We start from the raw sequence: 17,286 nt of genomic DNA on the forward strand, positions 1-17,286 counted from the left end.
CAGAAACAGGACATTTGTACTCAGCGGCTGACTAATTCACCAACTGCGGCAGTACGTAGTTGCGCACGACGTACAGCGAACCTTCTGCGCTCAAGTGCCCCGAGTCGATCTGCAGCAGAGAGCGGTTGTCTTCCAGGCGTACCCGGCAGGCATCGGCGATGCACAGTTTGTCGATCAGCGACACGAACTGGATGCCTGCCGATGCGGCCAGTGCGCGGGTGGCCTGATCCACCAGCATGACACTTTGATCCAGAGCCGGATCGCGGATGTACGATTCGCTCAGCCCCCAATGACGGTTGGCGATGACGCTGGGCAACGACGGGTTCCACTGCGGAACCGGGCCGATCAGCACGATGTGCTTCACACCAAGGCCCTTGAGCCGAACCGCGATCTGCGTCCAGTCGGTCTTGTCGTGCCCATCCTTTTGCGCGATGACCACGATGTCCGGACGCAGCCTTTCGATGCCCTGCAGGGCCGTTCTGTTGGAGTAGTCACAGGCCCTGCTGGTCGCAGAGGTACGTCCTTGCTGGTCCCTCAGAGCGGGACGGCAACTGGCCGAGGCGACCTGATAGAAGGGCGTGCTGTGTGTCAGCAAGGTACGCAGGCCGAGCGACAGCGCTTGTGCATGAGAATCGCCCCACAGGAACACGCCACCCACCCCTTGTTTGCGGGTGCAGGCTTCATCGATGCCTGATTGGCCGCGCTGGGTCAGGGCGGAGAAGGCGTCACATTTCAGCCAGTAGGGCTCGTACAGGTTGTGCTGGCGATCAGCGTACTCCTGAATGAAACGCGCCTTGTCCGAAACACTCACCGGGCGCAGGGGAGAAATCACGCCGCCGGTTGCACTCACCAGCGTTCCGCCGACGAACAGCAGAGCGATCAGCGTGCCGAACGTGGCACGTCTGCTGCGCTGATCAGACGACGGCCTGCTGACGGGCTGCTCGATCAGCCGCCATGAGACCAGACCCAGCATCACGGCCACGCCGATGCCCACCAGCACTGCGCGGATCTCGCCCAGTAACCCGGCGTCATTCATCCACACCACCACCGGCCAGTGCCACAGGTACAACGAGTACGAGCGTGTGCCGGCCCATTGGGCGAGCGGGTTACAGGTCAGCAGCGAGTCGTTGCGTGCGGCGACGATCACCGCGAACGCCCCCAGCACCGGCATCAACACCAGATAACCCGGCCACGTGTCCTGCACGGACAGCAGAAAGAAGCCGGCCACGATCAGCGTCATTCCCAAGTGTTCCAGAACGCGCTGCTGCAGGGCCTTCAATTGCAGCGGGAACAGGCAGGCCACGCCACCGGCGAGCAACTCCCAAGCGCGGGTCGGCAGCAGGTAAAACGCTGCCTCCGGCCATTGCGAGGAGGCAGATACGCACACCACAAAGCCTGTCAGGCTTGCGCCCAGTACCCACCAGCGCAGGTTGTGCAGCGCGACAAAGCGACTGAGCATCAGCAGCGCAATCGGGTACAGCAGGTAGAACTGCCATTCCACCGACAGCGACCAGGTATGCAGCAGCCACTTCTCATGGGCGCTGGCGGTGAAATACCCGGCCTCACGCCAATAGACGAAGTTGGAAACGAACCCCAGGCTGCTCGCCACATGTGTGCCCAGCGCGCTGTAGTCCAGCGGCAGCAGAGCGAACCAGCCGAGCAACAGCAAGGCAAAACACAGCACGGCGAGGGCCGGGACGATGCGTCTGGCCCGTGACGTGTAGAACGCCGCCAGCCTGAATTTACCGCTCCTTAAGCCGCGCAGGATGATGCCGGTGATCAGATACCCCGAGATCACGAAAAACACGTCGACACCGGCAAAGCCGCCAGGCAGCCAGTCGGGGTGGAAGTGGAAGAGCAGCACTGCGATCACTGCGATGGCGCGCAGGCCATTGATGTCTTTTCTGAAGTCCATTTGAGAAAGCCATCCGTTGGCTGATCATGAGGGGGAGGGGCCGGGGATCAGCCGAAGCTTATCGGCAGCCAGCGTTGTGGTGATTGTGCTGGTTGATCAGCGTGCAGCCGACGTCAGCCCGGGCGCATGGCCCGCAGAAGATTCTTTGCCGGCCATCACATGACCAATGGCCAGGCCGATGAACAGGTTGGCGACAGCGACCTCGAACATGTCGGTGGTCCAGCTGATCAGGCACCAGCAAAAGCTGATCGCCAGGAGCATATGGCCAACACGGGTCTGATCATCGATCAGGCGGAACAACAGCGGAATCTGCAGCGCATACAGCAGCAGGCCGAGCACGCCCAGCATTGCCCAGAGGTACAGGGCGGAGCTGTCCATGCCGAGAAATACCCCGGCACCGTCCACCGGAAACAACCCCATCGTGCTGCCGACCATGCCGAAGCCTGCGCCGCTGATCATCCAGCCTTCGCGACTCATTGCATCGATCAGGCCGGGCCAGGTGTTGATCAGCCGGTCATACAGCGAGGCCAGAGAGCCGCCGCTGCTGACCGCGTAAGCGTCAGGGCTCACAATCAGGCCCAGTGCCGGCAACAGCAGGCCGATGCCTACCACCACGGTGCACACTGCCCTGCAGGTCCAGCTCATCCGCCGCAATAACAGCAGCACGATGGTCAGCGCGAAGGCCGCGGCTGGCGCTTTGCTGGTGGTCAGCACGATGGCGTAAAGCGCCACCGCACTCAGCAACATCATCATCAGGCGCGAGCGCAGGAACATGATCAGGTACAGCGTGTAGAAGGCGATCATGATCGACAGCACGTTGGACACCCTGGCGAAACCGGCAATGCGGTCCACCTCGTCCGCGCTCCATGAGGTATTGGCGCTCAACTGGGTTTCACCGACGCTGTAGCTGTAGCCCTTCCATGGCACGGAGGTGAGCTTGTCCAGGGCAATCCCCAACAGCGAGGCCAGCAGGCAGAAAGCAATGGCGCGGTACAACAGCTTGCGGCGATACAGCAGGTGCCGGCCACATACCAGGCCGAACACCAGCGGGCTCAGCGCGAACAGACTGAACGCCAGGTTGTGCGCGCTGGCGCGATGCAGCATGGCCAGCAGCGCGGAAATCAGCCACAGGATCGTGAACGTCCAGAACAACCGCCCGGCTCTGAATGTGCGCAGTTCGAGCGTAAACAGCAGTATGCAGGCGGCCTTGGGCAGATAGAGCAGGGGGCTTATGCCTGCCTGGTCGAAGTAGAAGCGCAAGGCTCCGGAAAAGGTCTCGACCAGAATCAGGCTGATGGCGACCCACACCACCACCGTGGACTTGTCAAAGGACATCAACGACGACCTGGCGTCGACGCCGTTCGCAGTATTCAACGCCATGCTGGCTGCCTTGTGAAATACGTCAGGGGAATTGCGCGGACAAAGCTACCGCCCGACGATCACGAGGACGTGTCGACACAGGGAAGCTTTGGGAGATGGGGGTCTGGAGCGGACGCTCGCAACGGCATGACAACAGGTATATCAGTCGCAGTTGGGGCAACTGTCAATTAATTAGTCGGGATTAATGGTTATGCGCCGCACTTAGTGCCCAGGACAGGACACGGAGCGTCCAGAACGGCGTGCCCACGCTGGAGCATGGGCACGATGGTGTTCTTGCGGACGCGATCCTGCAGACACCTATCGTTCCTCACGCTCCAGCCCAGACATTTATCGTTCCTCACGCTCCGCGTGGGAATGCCCTTCGTGACGCTCTGCGTCACCCATCTGCGGATTACGGGTATTTACGTCTGTCCGGTGCAGGCGGGAAGTACTGATAGAGCCAGGTCTCGCTCAGCGTACGGTCGCCAGTGCGGATGAACATGCGCATTTCAACCGGCTCGACCGAGTCGCTGTCCGGTACCCAGTCGAAGGTGACGCGGTAGCCCTTGATGTCCGGCAACACGAGGATGTTGAAGTCCTGCACCTTGCCATGAGTGACCGTGACGATGGGCTCGATTCCAGTGCCTTCCGGCAAGCGATCCAGACCGCCGCCGTTGAAGTCCACCGCGAAGCGGCGTGCCCAGGTTTTCGGGTAATGCTCGCCCGGTGCCCAGCCTTCGAGGAAGCCGCCCATGCCTGAACGTGTCGCGTGGACCTGTGCCAGCGGCGTGCTTACCGGCGGCAGCGGGCTCCAGAACAGCTTGTAGCCGTAGTTCATCGAATCCCCGGCCTTGACCGGCGTCTTCGGTGTCCAGAACACTACGATGTTGTCCATCGTTTCGCCCGTGGTCGGCAGTTCCAGCAGGCTGACCTCGCCTTCGCCCCACGCCGTGATCGGCTCGACCCACAGGCTTGGGCGACGGCTGTACCAGACAACGGTGTCCTGATAGCTGGAGAATTCGTGATCGCTCTGTACCAGCCCGAAGCCTTTCGGATCGGTGTCGGAGAACGCGCTGAACTGCGGTTTGGCCGGGTTGTTCAGCGGACGGCAGATCCACTCACCGTTGCCACGCCACATCGACAGGCGATCCGAGTCGTGGATTTGCGGGTGGATGGTGTCGCACATGCGGCGTTCGTGAGTGCCGCAGCTGAACATGCTGGTCATTGGCGAAATGCCCAGCTGCTGGATGTCGGTACGCGCATTGACGTGCGCGTCGATTTCCATGACCACCTGGCCGGCCTGGCAGTCGATATCGAAACGGTAGGCGCCGGTCGCGCTCGGCGAATCGAGCAGTGCGTAAACCACGAAGCGTGTCGCGTTCTTGTCCGGCGTTTCAAACCAGAACTTGGTGAAGTCCGGGAATTCTTCCTGACGTTTGGCGTAACTGTCGATGGCCAGGCCGCGGGCCGAGAGGCCGTATTGCTTGTTGCTGTCCACGGCGCGGAAGTAGCTGGCGCCGAGGAACGAAACGACGTCATTGATGGCGATTTCAGGCGCCTTGAACAGTTTGAAACCGGCAAAGCCCAGGTCGCCCTTGACCAGGTTCTTGTCGATGCCACTGTTCTCGTAGTTGAACAGGTCGTGGCGGAAATGCACTTCGCGCGCCTGCTTGCTCTGCGGATCGACGCTGTACATGCGCACGGGCGTCTTGAAGCCCATGCCGACGTGGAAGAAATGCACGTCGAGCTGGCCGTGGACGTCTTTCCACAGCGAGTGATTCGGGTCGTAGCGGATGGCATTGAATTGCTGCGGCGTCATGTTCGCAAGTACCGGTGGCAGCACCTGCTTGTTGCTCACATACCCTTTGCTCGCAAGCTTCTTGGCATGCGCCTGCAACTCAGCAAAATCGAAGTGTTCGATCTCGCCATCGGCTGCGGCGGCCAGTGCCCGCGCAGCAAAAAGCCCTGAGGCCGATACGCTGCCGTAGGCGGCTAACGCCATGGACGCTTTCAGGAGATTTCTGCGATTCATAAAGGTGAAGCCTCTGAGTAATTCTGTGCGTCCTGCACAAAAAATGGCGCGCCAACGACTCCTTGCCGAACGCAAACTACCCACAACAGATAACAAAGACGAGATACGGTTCGGAAATCGGCCAAAAAAAAACGCCGATCATGGCTAATGAATCCGGCGTGTTGACGGCTATAACGCTGATTTTTGTGTCGCTGCAGACTAATCGATTAAGCGCATCGCCGCTTGGCGCAAGGCTTCCAGACGATCGGGGCAAGAAACGCTGATCAACTCGACGTCTTCGACCCGCACGAAAACTTTTTTCGCCAGGCAATATTCAGCAATCATTTTGCTGGCGCGCGGGCTCGCTCTCTGCCTGACTTCAGGTCGATTCGCCCGCTGGGCAGCACCGCTATCTCACATCCGTTCAGCTAATAGTCCTGACGAAAGTTTCATTCCGCGTGTTATATCGTAACGCTATGATTCACTGGCATTCAGATGCCAATGCAGGGCTCTCCAAAGGGCGATAAATCAGCGGGTGCCGGGGTAGTGATGCGGGTTGATTTGGATGAGCACGAAGGCCTTGAAGGCCTGCCACGTTTTCAAATGGCGGTGCAACAGGTTAGGCGTCTGGGACGATTGATGTATGTGACCGGTGGAGCAGGGGCGTTCGGGCTGCTGCTGGCGTTGTCCATCGATCTGTTTTCCCCCGGCTCTTTGTGGATGGCCGTGTTGTGCAACACCTCGGCGGCGTTGTTTCTGCTCACGGCGGGCTTGCAGTCGGCGCGGCATGTCGCGCTGTGGCGGGCTCGCGCGTTGCGTTCGCCGGACGCAGACACCCTCGACGAAAACCTGTCTGCTGGCGACGAGAGCGGCTGGTACGAGCGCCTGCTTGAACGGCTGAGTGACTCCGGCAAATCGCTGGTCAGGCACGTGGGCAGCTCGACCCTGTGGCTTGCCGGTTGGGCGGTGCTGGCGTTGATCGTCGTTCGTGCCTTCTGGAACCTGGCGCTGTCCGGCGTCGACCTCTCCACGGCCGGTAGCCTGGGTGGCAGCGTCATGCTGCTGTTGGCATTCGGGCTGCTGGTCATCGAGCGACAACTGAGCAGCGAGTCCGACAGTCAGTCGCCGGAGGCCGGTGCGCTGGCGCAACTGGTGCGCATGACGCTGATCGTCCTGCTGGTCGGCGCGCTGTGCCTGTTTTTCTCCAGTGCAGAACGTGTCTGGCCTGCGCGGCTGGCGGTATTGATCGGCCTGCTGCCGTTTGGCGTGGCGCTGGAGTTTCTGCTGCGCGCTGTGCTGTCGGTGTTCAGCCCGCGCAACCTACGCAGCGAACCGCGCCTGCTGGCCGCCAGTTTCATCGCCGACCTGTTGCGCTGGCCGCCGCGTCCACTGCTCGCCTTGCAGCACGAACTGCACAACCGCTTTGGCATCGATCTGCGCCAGATCTGGGCCTTTACCTACATGCGTCGCGCCTTTTTGCCGGTGCTGACGGTGGTCGCAGCGCTGGGCTGGGTGCTGAGCGGCGTGCATGAAATTCCCATGCAGGGGCGGGGTATTTATGAACGCTTCGGCAAGCCGGTCGACGTGTTCGGGCCCGGTCTGCACGTGGGTTTGCCCTGGCCGTTCGGGCGTGTGCTGGCCGTTGAAAACGGCGTGGTTCATGAACTGGCGACCAGCGTTTCTGCTGCCGACACGGCCGAGCAAACGCTGGACCCGGCCGAAGGCCCGCCACCGGGTAGCGCCAACCGTCTGTGGGATGCCAGCCATATCAACGAAAAATCCCAGGTCATTGCCAGCAGTGCAGGCGACAAGCAGAGCTTTCAGATCGTCAATATGGACGTGCGGTTCGTCTACCGTATCGGCCTGACAGATGCCGCAGCCATGGCGTCGACCTATAACAGCGCTGACATCCCAGCCTTGATTCGCAGCACGGCCAGCCGGGTGCTGGTGCATGACTTTGCTTCGCGCACGCTGGATGAACTGCTCGGCGAACAGCGCAGCGAGCTGGCCGATGACATCGGCAAGGCCGTGCAGGCCGACTTGCAGCGGCTGGACAGCGGCGTCGAATTGCTCGCTACGGTGGTTGAAGCCATCCACCCGCCTGCCGGTGCGGCCAACGCCTATCATGCTGTGCAGGCTGCGCAGATTGGTGCACAGGCGCTGATCTCTCGCGAACGCGGCGCGGCCAGCGACAGGGCCAATCAGGCGCAGCTCAATGCCAGCGTGGCGCGTGATCAGGCCAATGCCGTCGCCCGCGAGATTCTGGCCGGCGCACAGGGTGCAGACCTGCGCTTCAGTGCCGAACGTCAGGCCTATGCCAAGGCAGGTCAGGCATTTTTGCTGGAGCAATACCTGGCCCAACTGACCGAGGGCCTGGGCAATGCGAAGTTGCTGATACTCGACCACCGTCTGGGCGGCGACAGTGCGCCGACCATCGACCTGCGTACCTTCACCCCACCGGCAGACCCAACGGCGCCGCGTAAAGCCGTTCAGTAAGGAGTCGTCCCTTGAGTCTGTTCCATCATCATCACGATCACGCCGACCACGATAGCCATGACAGTCACGGCCATGGCGGCCATGGTCATCACCACCATCATCATGGCGCGAGCGGCCCGGCAGCGTTTCCCTGGCGGCGGGCAAGCCTGGCTGCGGTGCTGATCGCGTTTGCGATTGCAGCAGCGAGCCTGGTGCAGGTGCGTTCGGGCGAGGCGACCGTCGTCACACGCTTCGGCAACCCGTCCCGCGTCCTGCTGGAGCCGGGCCTCAACTGGCGCTGGCCGGCACCGTTCGAGGCGACCATCCCGGTGGATCTGCGCCTGCGAACCACTTCCAGCGGTCTGCAGGACGTCGGTACCCGCGATGGCTTGCGCATCATCGTTCAGGCCTACGTGGCGTGGCAGGTGCAGGGCGACGCCGACAACGTGCAGCGCTTCATGCGCGCGGTACAGAACCAGCCCGACGAGGCGGCGCGGCAGATCCGTACCTTTGTTGGCTCGGCGCTGGAAACCACCGCGAGCAGTTTCGACCTTTCCAGCCTGGTGAATACCGACGCCAGCAAGGTGAATATCACTGCCTTCGAAAATCAGCTGCGCCAGCAGATCGATCAGCAACTGCTGGCGACTTACGGGGTGCGTGTCCTGCAGGTCGGCGTGGAACGACTGACCCTGCCTTCGGTAACGCTCAACGCTACCGTGGACCGCATGCGCGCCGAGCGCGAGACCATCGCCACCGAGCGAACCGCCGTGGGCAAGCGTGAGGCGGCGCAGATTCGTTCGGCCGCCGAGCGCGATGCACGGATTGTCGAAGCCGATGCCACGGTCAAGGCGGCCGATATCGAAGCACAGTCGCGGGTTGAAGCCGCGCAGATCTATGGCCGTGCCTATGCGGGCTCGCCGCAGCTCTACAACCTGCTGCGCTCGCTGGATACACTGGGCACTATCGTGACGCCCGGCACCCGCCTGATACTGCGCACCGACGCGGCGCCGTTCCGCGTGCTGGTGGACGGCCCGCCGACGCTGGACGGCAAGAGCGGAACGCAGCCATGAGCCAGCCGGTCGACGAAGCCGTGGCGCAGCGCCCGCCGGTAAACAGCCCTTGGTTGCAGGCGAGCCGTCTGGCGTTTCTGGGGCTGTATGGCGTGACATTGCTCGCCGCGCTTGCCTGGGCGACGTCCAACATACGCCAGATCGATCCACAGAACCGCGCGGTGGTCATGCACTTCGGCGCGATCGAGCGGGTTCAGAACGCAGGGCTGCTGATCGCCTGGCCGCAGCCGTTCGAACAGGTGGTGCTGCTGCCTTCGGCTGATCGGGTGATAGAGCGGCGCGTGGAAACCCTGCTGCGTTCGCCTGCCGCGTTGAAAGCCGATGAAGTCGCGACCCTGTCGGCACCCATGAGCGATGCACTGGCAGGCTCCGGTTTTCTGCTGACTGGCGATGCCGGTGTGGTGCAACTGGACGTCACGGTGTTTTACAAAGTGACTGACCCCACTGCCTTCGTGTTGCAGGGCGAGCATGTATTGCCCGCGCTAGACCGGCTGGTCAATCGCAGCGCTGTGGTGCTGACGGCGGCGCGGGATCTGGACACCATTCTGGTTGCCCGTCCCGAGCTGATCGGTGCTGACAGCCAGGCCGCCGAGCGCCGTGAGCGGCTGCGTGGCGATCTGGTGCGCGGCATCAATCAGCGTCTGGCCGAGCTCAAGGCGACCGGCATGGGCATCGGTGTCGAGGTCGCTCGGGTGGATGTGCAGTCGAGCCTGCCGACCTCTGCAGTCAACGCGTTCAATGCTGTGCTGACGGCCAGTCAGCAGGCCGATCAGGCCGTGGCCAACGCGCGCACGGAGGCCGAAAAGCTGACCCAGACCGCCAATCAACAGGCCGACCGAACCCTGCAAGTGGCGCATGCACAGGCGTCCGAGCGTCTGGCCAAGGCGCAGGCGGCTACCGCAACGGTTGTCAGCCTGACCCAATCAGCCGAAACCCGCAGCGACCCCGGCCTGATGCAACGTCTCTACCGTGAACGCGTACCGGTTATTCTGCATCAGGCGGGTTCGGTGACCACGGTCGATCCCAAAGACGATTCCCGCCTGATCATTCAGGGAGCACCACAATGAGTGGCGAAGCCGTTCACACCCACGACACTGGTCAACCGCAAGCGCCTGGCAGTCTGCTGAGCAGCGCAGAACAGCGCAGTGCCGCCCGGCAACTGACCCTCGCGATGCTGGCCTTGGGCTTGCTGGGATTGGGACTGGTCTGGCGGTTTTTCGCCCCGGAGCAGGCAGGTGTCAGCCAGTTGCTGTTGGGCGCTGCGTCACTGTTGGTGGCGATACCGGTGATCAGCGCCGGCTGGCACAGCCTGCGGCATCCGAGCCTGCACGGCATCACCGATCAGTTGATCGCACTGGCGATGCTTGGTGCCTGGGCCACCGGTGACCTGATGACCGCCGCGTTGCTGCCGATCATCATGATCTTCGGCCATGTGCTGGAAGAGCGCAGCGTGATCGGCTCGCAGGAGGCCATCGAAGCGCTGGGACGCCTGACTCGCAGCCAGGCGCGTTTGCTCGGCGCCGACGGCAGCGTGCGCGAGGTCGACAACGCGACGCTCAAAGCCGGCGATCAGGTGGAAGTGCGGGCGGGCGACCGCGTTCCGGCGGACGGTCGGGTGCTGTCCGGGCAAGCCAGTCTGGATACGTCGTCGATCACTGGCGAATCGGTCCCGCTGGAAGCCAGTGTCGGGGTCGAGGTGTTCGGTGGCGCCATCAACCTCGACGGCCTGCTGCGCATCGAAGTGACCCGCATCGGCGATCAGTCGACGCTGGGCAAGGTCATCGCGCTGATGCAGAGCGCAGAGCGTTCCAAGCCGCCTATCACGCGTCTGCTGGAGCGCTACGCAGGCAGTTACATGGTGCTGGTCTTGCTGATCGCGGCGCTCACCTGGTTTATCACTCAGGATGCCCAGGCGATGCTGGCAGTGCTGGTCGCAGCCTGTCCCTGTGCGCTGGTGCTTTCGGCCCCGGCCACCGCCATTGCAGGTATTGCGGTCGCGGCGCGGCACGGGATTCTGATCCGCAGTTCGGCGTTTCTTGAAGAACTGGCTGACCTCAACTCACTGGTTGTGGACAAGACCGGCACCCTGACCTATGGCCGTCTGCGTCTGCAGTCCGTACAGGCTGACGGTTCGCAGCATCCACAATTGCTGGAGCTGGCTGCGAGCCTCGGGTCTGCCAGCAGTCACCCGGTGAGTCGGGCCTTGGCCGGGCTGGTGGATAATGCCCGACTGCTGCCGCTGACCGACACCCGTGAGCGCCAAGGCCTGGGTGTGGTGGCCTCGACCGGGCAGGGCGATGCAGCACTGGGCCGCCCGGAGTTGTTCGCACAGATGGGCATCGTCACGCCTGCTGTCCCTGCACATGATGGCCCGCTGGCCGGTCTGTCGCTGGACGGGGTTTTTCTGGCCTGGCTGCTGCTGGCCGACAGTGTCAAACCCGAAGCTCAGGCGGCGCTGCTGGAATTGCGCGGCCTGGGCCTGGGCCGACAATTGCTGTTGACCGGTGACCGGCAGAGCGTGGCCGACAATCTGGCGCACGATATCGGCATCGCTGACGTTCAGGCGCAGGCGCTGCCTGAAGACAAACTCAACCGCGTCATGGGCGAGATCGCCAGTGGTTTCCGGCCAATGGTGGTCGGCGACGGGGTCAACGATTCGCTGGCCCTCAAGGCGGGCGTGGTCGGCGTGGCGATGGGCGCGGGTGGGGCGGATATCGCGCTGGCATCCGCCGACATCGTGCTGATCGGCAGCGATCTGCGCCGCCTGGGCACCTGTGTGCGACTCAGTCGCCAGTGCCGTCACACCTTGCAGGTCAACGTCATCATTGGGCTGGGCTGGACGCTGGCCATCGTGGCTCTGGCCGCCTTTGGTCTGCTTGGCGCTGCGGGCGCGATGGTCGCAGCTATCCTGCACAATCTAAGCACCCTGTTGGTATTGGGCAACGCCGGACGTTTGCTGCGCTTTCAGGAGCCATTGCTCAAGCTCGAAGACGTGAGTGTGCAGCATCAGGTCTCACGCCTGCACTGATGATCAGTGCGTCAAACGGCTTGAGCTTTGACTAATTCTGTTACAGATTAAGCGCTGTGTTTCATTGTGTGATCCAAATTCAGGCTGACTCTCGGCTCGAATCAGAGGGCACAGGGCTGTTCCCCCGCAGTTGATTCATAGCAGTTTTGCCGTCGCCAATGCCTTTTCGGGCCCTTTTGCGGGGCCTTTGCTGGATTACTCTTTTTTGAGTTTCTGGATAAGGGGGTGATTTTGAAATGCTTACACAACTTCCAACGACCTTGCAGAACCTTCATCTGCCGTTGCGGCTCCGGCTCTGGGACGGTCATCAGATGGACCTCGGGCCTGCGCCCAGCGTCACGATAGTCGTCAAGGACCCGCAGCTGGTCTCCGACTTCAGTCACCCCAGTCTGGGCCTGCTCGGCAGCGCGTTTGTGGAGGGGCGGCTGGAACTGGAGGGCTCCATCAGCGAAGTGGTCCGGGTCTGCGATGAACTGACTCACGCGCTGGTGGACGATGACGACAGCGCTGGCAATCCGATCCGGGTCGAGCATGACAAGGACACTGACGCGGCCTCGATTGCCTATCACTACGATGTCTCCAACGACTTCTACCAGCTCTGGCTCGACAGGGAGATGGTCTACTCCTGCGCGTATTTCAAGACCGGGGACGAATCGCTGGAGCAGGCGCAGCAGGATAAATTCCACCACCTGTGCCGCAAGTTGCGGCTCAAGCGCGGTGAATACCTGTTGGACGTCGGCTGCGGCTGGGGCGGGCTGGCGCGTTTTGCGGCTCGCGAATACGGCGTGAAGGTCTTTGGCATCACGTTGAGCCAGCAACAATTGGCACTGGCCCGCGAACGCGTGCAAGCCGAAGGTCTTCAGGACAAGGTCGACCTGCAATTGCTCGACTACCGCGACCTGCCGCAGGATGCGCGCTTCGACAAAGTGGTCAGTGTCGGCATGTTCGAGCACGTCGGGCACGCCAACCTGCCGTTGTACGCGCAACGCCTGTTCGGCGCGGTGAAGGAGGGCGGCCTGGTGATGAATCACGGCATCACCGCGCGGCACACCGACGGTCGTCCTGTGGGGCGTGGTGCCGGGGAGTTCATTGACCGCTATGTTTTCCCCAATGGCGAGCTGCCGCACATGGCCATGATCAGCGCCCATATCAGCGAAGCCGGGCTTGAAGTGGTCGACGTGGAAAGCCTGCGCCCGCACTACGCGAAAACCCTGGAGCACTGGAGCGCACGACTGGAATCCCGGCTCGACGAAGCCGCGCGAATCGTACCCGAACAGACCCTGCGGATCTGGCGCCTATACCTCGCAGGCTGCGCCTATGGATTCACCAAGGGCTGGATCAACCTGCACCAGATACTCGCCGTGAAACCCTTCGCCGACGGCAACACCGGACTGCCACTGACGCGCGAGGATATTTATGGGTGAAGTCCCGCTCGTCTCTTCAAGACAGGCAGCCTAGTGCACAGAGGTCTCACAGAATCGGTGAAATCAGCCGCGCCACGCGCATACCCAGTTGATGCAGACGCCGTGTTTCGTGGCTTTCCTGCACGGAGATTTCACGGGCGAGGTTGAAGTCGGCGGTGAGCATGGATTCCACCTGGCTGGAGAAGTCGCTGTCGACCGTGAGCAGCATCAATTCGAAGTTGAGGCGGAACGAGCGGTTGTCGAGGTTCGCGCTGCCGATGGCGGTGATCTCGTTGTCGACCAGGACGACCTTCTGATGCAGGAAGCCCGGCTCGTAGCGGAACACTCGGACCCCGGCACGTACGGCGTCGAAGGCGTACAGACTTGAAGCGGCGTATACCACGTAATGGTCGGGGCGCGACGGCAGCAGCAGGCGCACGTCCACGCCGCGCAACACTGCCAGGGTCAGCGCAGCGGTCACGGCTTCGTCAGGGATGAAGTAGGGGCTGGTGATCCACACGCGCTCTTCGGCTGCGTGGATGGCTTCAACGAAGAACAGCGAGCAGGTTTCCTGCGCGTCAGCCGGGCCGCTGGTCAACAGTTGGCAAAGCACACCGTCTTCGGGAAACTCATCAGGCAGGCTTAACGGAGGCAGTTCGCGGGTGGCCCAGAACCAGTCCTCGGCGAACGACTCCTGCAAGCAGGCGACCACCGGGCCGATGACTTGCACATGGGTGTCGCGCCATGGAGCCAGCGGCGGCTTCAGGCCCATGTACTCATCACCCACATTGTGACCGCCCATATAACCTTTCAGGCCATCGACAACGACGATCTTGCGGTGGTTGCGGAAGTTGATCTGAAAGCGATTGAGCCAGCCGCCACGTGTGGCGAAGGCTTTTATCTGCACGCCACCGTCGCGTAGCTTATCGATATAACTGCCTGGCAAGGCGTGGCTGCCGATGCGGTCGTACAGTACAAAGATCGCCACACCTTCTGCCGCTTTCTCCAGCAGCAGCGCTTGCAGCTCGCGCCCGAGTTTGTCGTCATGAATGATGAAGAACTGAATCAGGATGGTCTTCTTCGCTTCTCGGATAGCCTGAAAAATGGCTCCGAAGGTTTCCTCGCCATTGATCAGCAACTTGACCTTGTTGTTGGCCAGCGCCGGCATGTTGCCCAGCTTGGGCATTGCACGCAGCGCCGCATAGGCATCTGACCGACGCGCAGCCACGGCTTCTTCCATCCACGGCCGCCAGTTGAGGCTGCCGATCGCGATCCGCATTTCCTGGTTGGCCTGGCGACGCGCCTTGATGTACGCGTCGAATGAGCTTCGGCCGAACACCAGGTAAGGCAGCAGGGTGAAATAGGGAATGAACAGCAGCGGCATCGCCCAGGCAATCGCGCCTTGGGAGGTGCGCACAGTCAGCAACGCATGGATGGCGGCGCCTGTACCGAGTAAATGAATGAAACCCAGGACATAACCGAAAAAGTACGGGTCGTGATAATCCATGTGGAACAATGCTCCTCGCCTTTGCTGCCTAACAGACCACAGCTGAACAGGAATGTCGCTATTTAATTCCGGGTGCAACTGGGCGACATGTGTGCCGTCTAAGGTTTATCTTTTGGCTGGATTATTCCAGTCTCGTTTTCATCCGCAGTGCCCGATCAGGAATCTTGAAATGAACAAACGCATGTTGGCTTGGATGTTTTGTCTGGCGGCTCCTATGGCTCAGGCGCAGATGCTGCAACCGGGTTTGTGGGAGCTGACGTCCAGCAATATGAAAGTGGACGGACAACAGCTGCCGGACATGCAGTTGATGCTGGGACAGTTGCAGAATCTGCCGCCCGAGCAGCGTGCGATGATGGAACAGATGATGAAGAAGCAGGGCGTCACCCTTGGCGGCAAAGGCGTGAGGGCCTGCCTGACTCAGGCGCAGGTGCAGTCGGACGACATTCCGCTGACTGACCCGGCATCCGGATGCACGCAAAAGATTACTGCGCGCAACGGCAAGACCTGGAACTTCCAGTTCAGCTGCCCAAAAGCCAAGGGCACCGGACAGGCGCAGTTCCTGAGTGATCGCGAGTTCACTACCAACGTGGTGGGCACGTTCAATGCCACCGGGCAGCAACAGAACGGCAGCATGGACACCCGCGCGGTTTGGCTCGGGCCGCAATGTGGCAACGTCGCCCCACGTACCTGATCAAATTCATAGAGTTATGTTCCACGTGGAACACGCTGCGCAGAGGTGATGTTTTTTTGTCACCTCTGATGGTGTGGCAGGTAACTTAATCTTCATGAAGGACCTCATCTTTCGTCCGTAACTGCATGTTATATTGTTACTAATGATGTGGATGAACCCTTCGTGAGCCGGGATGCTCAATTTGCTCTTTGAGACGTTCCATGCACCGACGCCAAGTGTTGCTCAACATGCTGCTTGCCAGCGCGGCCCTGACGTTGCCGTTGGGTGCCTATGCCACGCAAATTCGTAACGCCCGCCTTTGGCGTACCAACGACAAGCTGCGACTGGTCCTCGACCTGAGCGGCCCGGTGCAATACAAGACTTTCACCCTGACAGCCCCCGACCGCCTGATCATCGACGTCAGCGGTTCGCGGCTGACCGGCGACTTCAGTCAGTTGGCGCTGGACCGTACCGTTATAAAATCGATTCGCTCCGGGCATTACGGCCAGGGTGACGACACACGTATCGTGCTGGACCTCACCGCACCGGTACAGCTCAACAGTTTCCTGCTCGGCCCGGAAGGCGGGCAGGGGCATCGGCTGGTCCTGGACATGAGTTCCACGGTCCATGCGCCGGTGCAGATGGCTGAGCTGCCGCCGCCGGTGCCTGTGCCAATCCCGACCAGCAAGGCGCACACCGGACGCGACATCATGGTGGTGGTCGATGCCGGTCATGGCGGCAAGGATCCTGGCGCTGTTGGTTCGCGGGGTGAACGCGAAAAAGATGTGGTGCTGTCCATCGCTCAGTTGCTGGCCAGACGTTTGAAGCGCGAGAAAGGCTTCGACGTACGCCTGGTGCGCAACGATGACTTTTTCGTACCGCTGCGCAAGCGCGTCGAGTTCGCGCACAAGTCCAACGCCGACATGTTCATCTCCGTGCACGCCGATGCTGCGCCTCGTCTGACGGCATCGGGTGCGTCGGTGTTTGCCCTTTCCGAAGGCGGAGCAACGTCGGCAACGGCGCGCTTCATGGCTCAGCGGGAAAACGGCGCGGACCTGCTGGGTGCCACGTCGCTGCTCAATCTGAAGGACAAGGACCCGATGCTCGCCGGGGTGATTCTCGACATGTCGATGAACGCCACTATTGCAGCCAGTCTGCAATTGGGCCACACCGTTCTGGGCAGTCTCGAAGGTATCACCACGCTGCATCAGAAGCGCGTTGAACAGGCCGGTTTCGCCGTTCTCAAATCACCCGATGTGCCGTCGATTCTGGTCGAGACCGGCTTCATCTCCAACAGCCGTGACAGCCAGCGCCTGGTCACTGCGCGTCATCAACAAGCCGTTGCCGATGGCCTGTTCGATGGCCTGCAGCGCTATTTTCAGCGTAACCCGCCAGTGGACTCGCACATGGCCTGGCTGCAGGCGCAGAAGCAGGAACTGCCGGTCTGATCGGCTCAGCGGCAGCCATTCAAGCGGCTGCAGGTGATCTTGCTGCGCGTGCCGCTTGAGCTGGATACCCGAGTGATGGTCGTCCAGCCCACACGCTGCACAGTGCCTGCCCAAGCCTCGCCATCAGAAGCCAACCCGGTAAAAAACGTCAATTGACCATAGCGGCTGTTGGTCTGCGCCCAGCGGCGCTTGTCGCGCACTTCGTACCCCTTCAACCAGGTCGTCGATCCGGCAGTGGCCACGCTGTAGCTATTGCCCTGCGCATCACTGCACGCCAATACCGTCGCGCTACGCGTACAGGTGGCGAGGTCGGCGGAGGGGCTTGGAGGTGCAGCCATCACATGCGCGCTGATCAGCATCGCCATCAAACCTGTTGAAACCCGTCTCATGAAGATCCCTT

The 17,286-nt window shown here is 61.6% G+C and carries 12 protein-coding genes; 7 read left to right on the forward strand and 5 right to left on the reverse strand.

Annotated features, from left to right (window positions below; translation table 11 throughout):
- Positions 1-31: 31 nt before the first annotated feature.
- From BT119_RS08265 to BT119_RS08275, 3 genes are all read right to left on the reverse strand, one after another.
- Complete coding sequence (locus tag BT119_RS08265; RefSeq protein ID WP_072365318.1) at positions 32-1,915, reverse strand: acyltransferase family protein; 1,884 nt, start codon at positions 1,913-1,915, stop codon at positions 32-34.
- 96 nt (positions 1,916-2,011) lie between these two features.
- Positions 2,012-3,295 carry a hypothetical protein gene (locus tag BT119_RS08270; protein ID WP_054082264.1) on the reverse strand — a complete coding sequence of 428 codons (1,284 nt, stop codon included), beginning with the start codon at positions 3,293-3,295 and terminating at the stop codon, positions 2,012-2,014.
- Positions 3,296-3,686: 391 nt separating this feature from the next.
- The gene (locus BT119_RS08275; protein ID WP_003432784.1) at positions 3,687-5,306 is read right to left on the reverse strand and encodes a glucan biosynthesis protein D; all 1,620 of its coding nucleotides are present in this window, start codon (positions 5,304-5,306) and stop codon (positions 3,687-3,689) included.
- Between the two features lie 528 nt (positions 5,307-5,834).
- On the opposite strand from BT119_RS08275, the gene hflK (BT119_RS08280) reads away from it, so the two are divergent.
- The 5 genes from hflK (BT119_RS08280) (at position 5,835) to cfaB (ending at position 13,282) form a co-directional block, all read left to right on the forward strand.
- Positions 5,835-7,781 carry a protease modulator HflK gene (gene hflK, locus BT119_RS08280; RefSeq protein ID WP_072365320.1) on the forward strand — a complete coding sequence of 649 codons (1,947 nt, stop codon included), beginning with the start codon at positions 5,835-5,837 and terminating at the stop codon, positions 7,779-7,781.
- Between the two features lie 11 nt (positions 7,782-7,792).
- Positions 7,793-8,830: a protease modulator HflC gene (hflC, locus tag BT119_RS08285; protein WP_003432786.1), complete on the forward strand. Its 1,038-nt coding sequence runs from the start codon at positions 7,793-7,795 to the stop codon at positions 8,828-8,830.
- Positions 8,827-9,897: a protease modulator HflK gene (hflK, locus tag BT119_RS08290; protein WP_072365322.1), complete on the forward strand. Its 1,071-nt coding sequence runs from the start codon at positions 8,827-8,829 to the stop codon at positions 9,895-9,897. Before hflC ends, hflK (BT119_RS08290) begins: the two co-directional genes overlap by 4 nt.
- On the forward strand, positions 9,894-11,858 hold the full coding sequence (locus BT119_RS08295; RefSeq protein WP_072365324.1) for a heavy metal translocating P-type ATPase: 1,965 nt from the start codon (positions 9,894-9,896) through the stop codon (positions 11,856-11,858). The genes hflK (BT119_RS08290) and BT119_RS08295 overlap by 4 nt, the downstream gene beginning before the upstream one ends.
- A 236-nt stretch (positions 11,859-12,094) precedes the next feature.
- Positions 12,095-13,282: a C17 cyclopropane fatty acid synthase CfaB gene (cfaB, locus tag BT119_RS08300; RefSeq protein WP_058398170.1), complete on the forward strand. Its 1,188-nt coding sequence runs from the start codon at positions 12,095-12,097 to the stop codon at positions 13,280-13,282.
- Positions 13,283-13,328: 46 nt separating this feature from the next.
- Here the strand turns inward: cfaB and cls are convergent, their stop codons facing one another.
- On the reverse strand, positions 13,329-14,768 hold the full coding sequence (cls, locus tag BT119_RS08305; RefSeq protein ID WP_054082260.1) for a cardiolipin synthase: 1,440 nt from the start codon (positions 14,766-14,768) through the stop codon (positions 13,329-13,331).
- A gap of 169 nt (positions 14,769-14,937) precedes the next feature.
- Here cls and BT119_RS08310 point away from each other — a divergent pair, with 169 nt between their 5' ends.
- Both BT119_RS08310 and BT119_RS08315 read left to right on the forward strand, forming a co-directional pair.
- Positions 14,938-15,459: a DUF3617 domain-containing protein gene (locus tag BT119_RS08310; protein WP_003367913.1), complete on the forward strand. Its 522-nt coding sequence runs from the start codon at positions 14,938-14,940 to the stop codon at positions 15,457-15,459.
- A 200-nt stretch (positions 15,460-15,659) separates the two neighbouring features.
- Positions 15,660-16,886, forward strand: a complete 1,227-nt coding sequence (locus tag BT119_RS08315) for an N-acetylmuramoyl-L-alanine amidase (RefSeq protein WP_054082259.1) — start codon at positions 15,660-15,662, stop codon at positions 16,884-16,886.
- Positions 16,887-16,891: 5 nt separating this feature from the next.
- On the opposite strand, the gene BT119_RS08320 is transcribed toward BT119_RS08315, so the two are convergent.
- Positions 16,892-17,275 carry a hypothetical protein gene (locus BT119_RS08320; protein WP_032609357.1) on the reverse strand — a complete coding sequence of 128 codons (384 nt, stop codon included), beginning with the start codon at positions 17,273-17,275 and terminating at the stop codon, positions 16,892-16,894.
- Positions 17,276-17,286: the final 11 nt, after the last annotated feature.

Source organism: Pseudomonas sp. NFACC10-1, assembly GCF_900119195.1.
Taxonomy (GTDB): domain Bacteria; phylum Pseudomonadota; class Gammaproteobacteria; order Pseudomonadales; family Pseudomonadaceae; genus Aquipseudomonas; species Aquipseudomonas cerasi.

Bases quoted from the DNA above. Each gene is read 5' to 3' on its own strand.
- BT119_RS08265 (WP_072365318.1), bottom strand. From the start codon at position 1,915: ATGGACTTCAGAAAAGACATCAATGGCCTGCGCGCCATCGCAGTGATC.
- BT119_RS08270 (WP_054082264.1), bottom strand. From the start codon at position 3,295: ATGGCGTTGAATACTGCGAACGGCGTCGACGCCAGGTCGTCGTTGATG.
- BT119_RS08275 (WP_003432784.1), bottom strand. From the start codon at position 5,306: ATGAATCGCAGAAATCTCCTGAAAGCGTCCATGGCGTTAGCCGCCTAC.
- hflK (WP_072365320.1), top strand. From the start codon at position 5,835: ATGCGGGTTGATTTGGATGAGCACGAAGGCCTTGAAGGCCTGCCACGT.
- hflK (WP_072365322.1), top strand. From the start codon at position 8,827: ATGAGCCAGCCGGTCGACGAAGCCGTGGCGCAGCGCCCGCCGGTAAAC.
- BT119_RS08295 (WP_072365324.1), top strand. From the start codon at position 9,894: ATGAGTGGCGAAGCCGTTCACACCCACGACACTGGTCAACCGCAAGCG.
- cfaB (WP_058398170.1), top strand. From the start codon at position 12,095: ATGCTTACACAACTTCCAACGACCTTGCAGAACCTTCATCTGCCGTTG.
- cls (WP_054082260.1), bottom strand. From the start codon at position 14,768: ATGGATTATCACGACCCGTACTTTTTCGGTTATGTCCTGGGTTTCATT.
- BT119_RS08310 (WP_003367913.1), top strand. From the start codon at position 14,938: ATGAACAAACGCATGTTGGCTTGGATGTTTTGTCTGGCGGCTCCTATG.
- BT119_RS08315 (WP_054082259.1), top strand. From the start codon at position 15,660: ATGCACCGACGCCAAGTGTTGCTCAACATGCTGCTTGCCAGCGCGGCC.
- BT119_RS08320 (WP_032609357.1), bottom strand. From the start codon at position 17,275: ATGAGACGGGTTTCAACAGGTTTGATGGCGATGCTGATCAGCGCGCAT.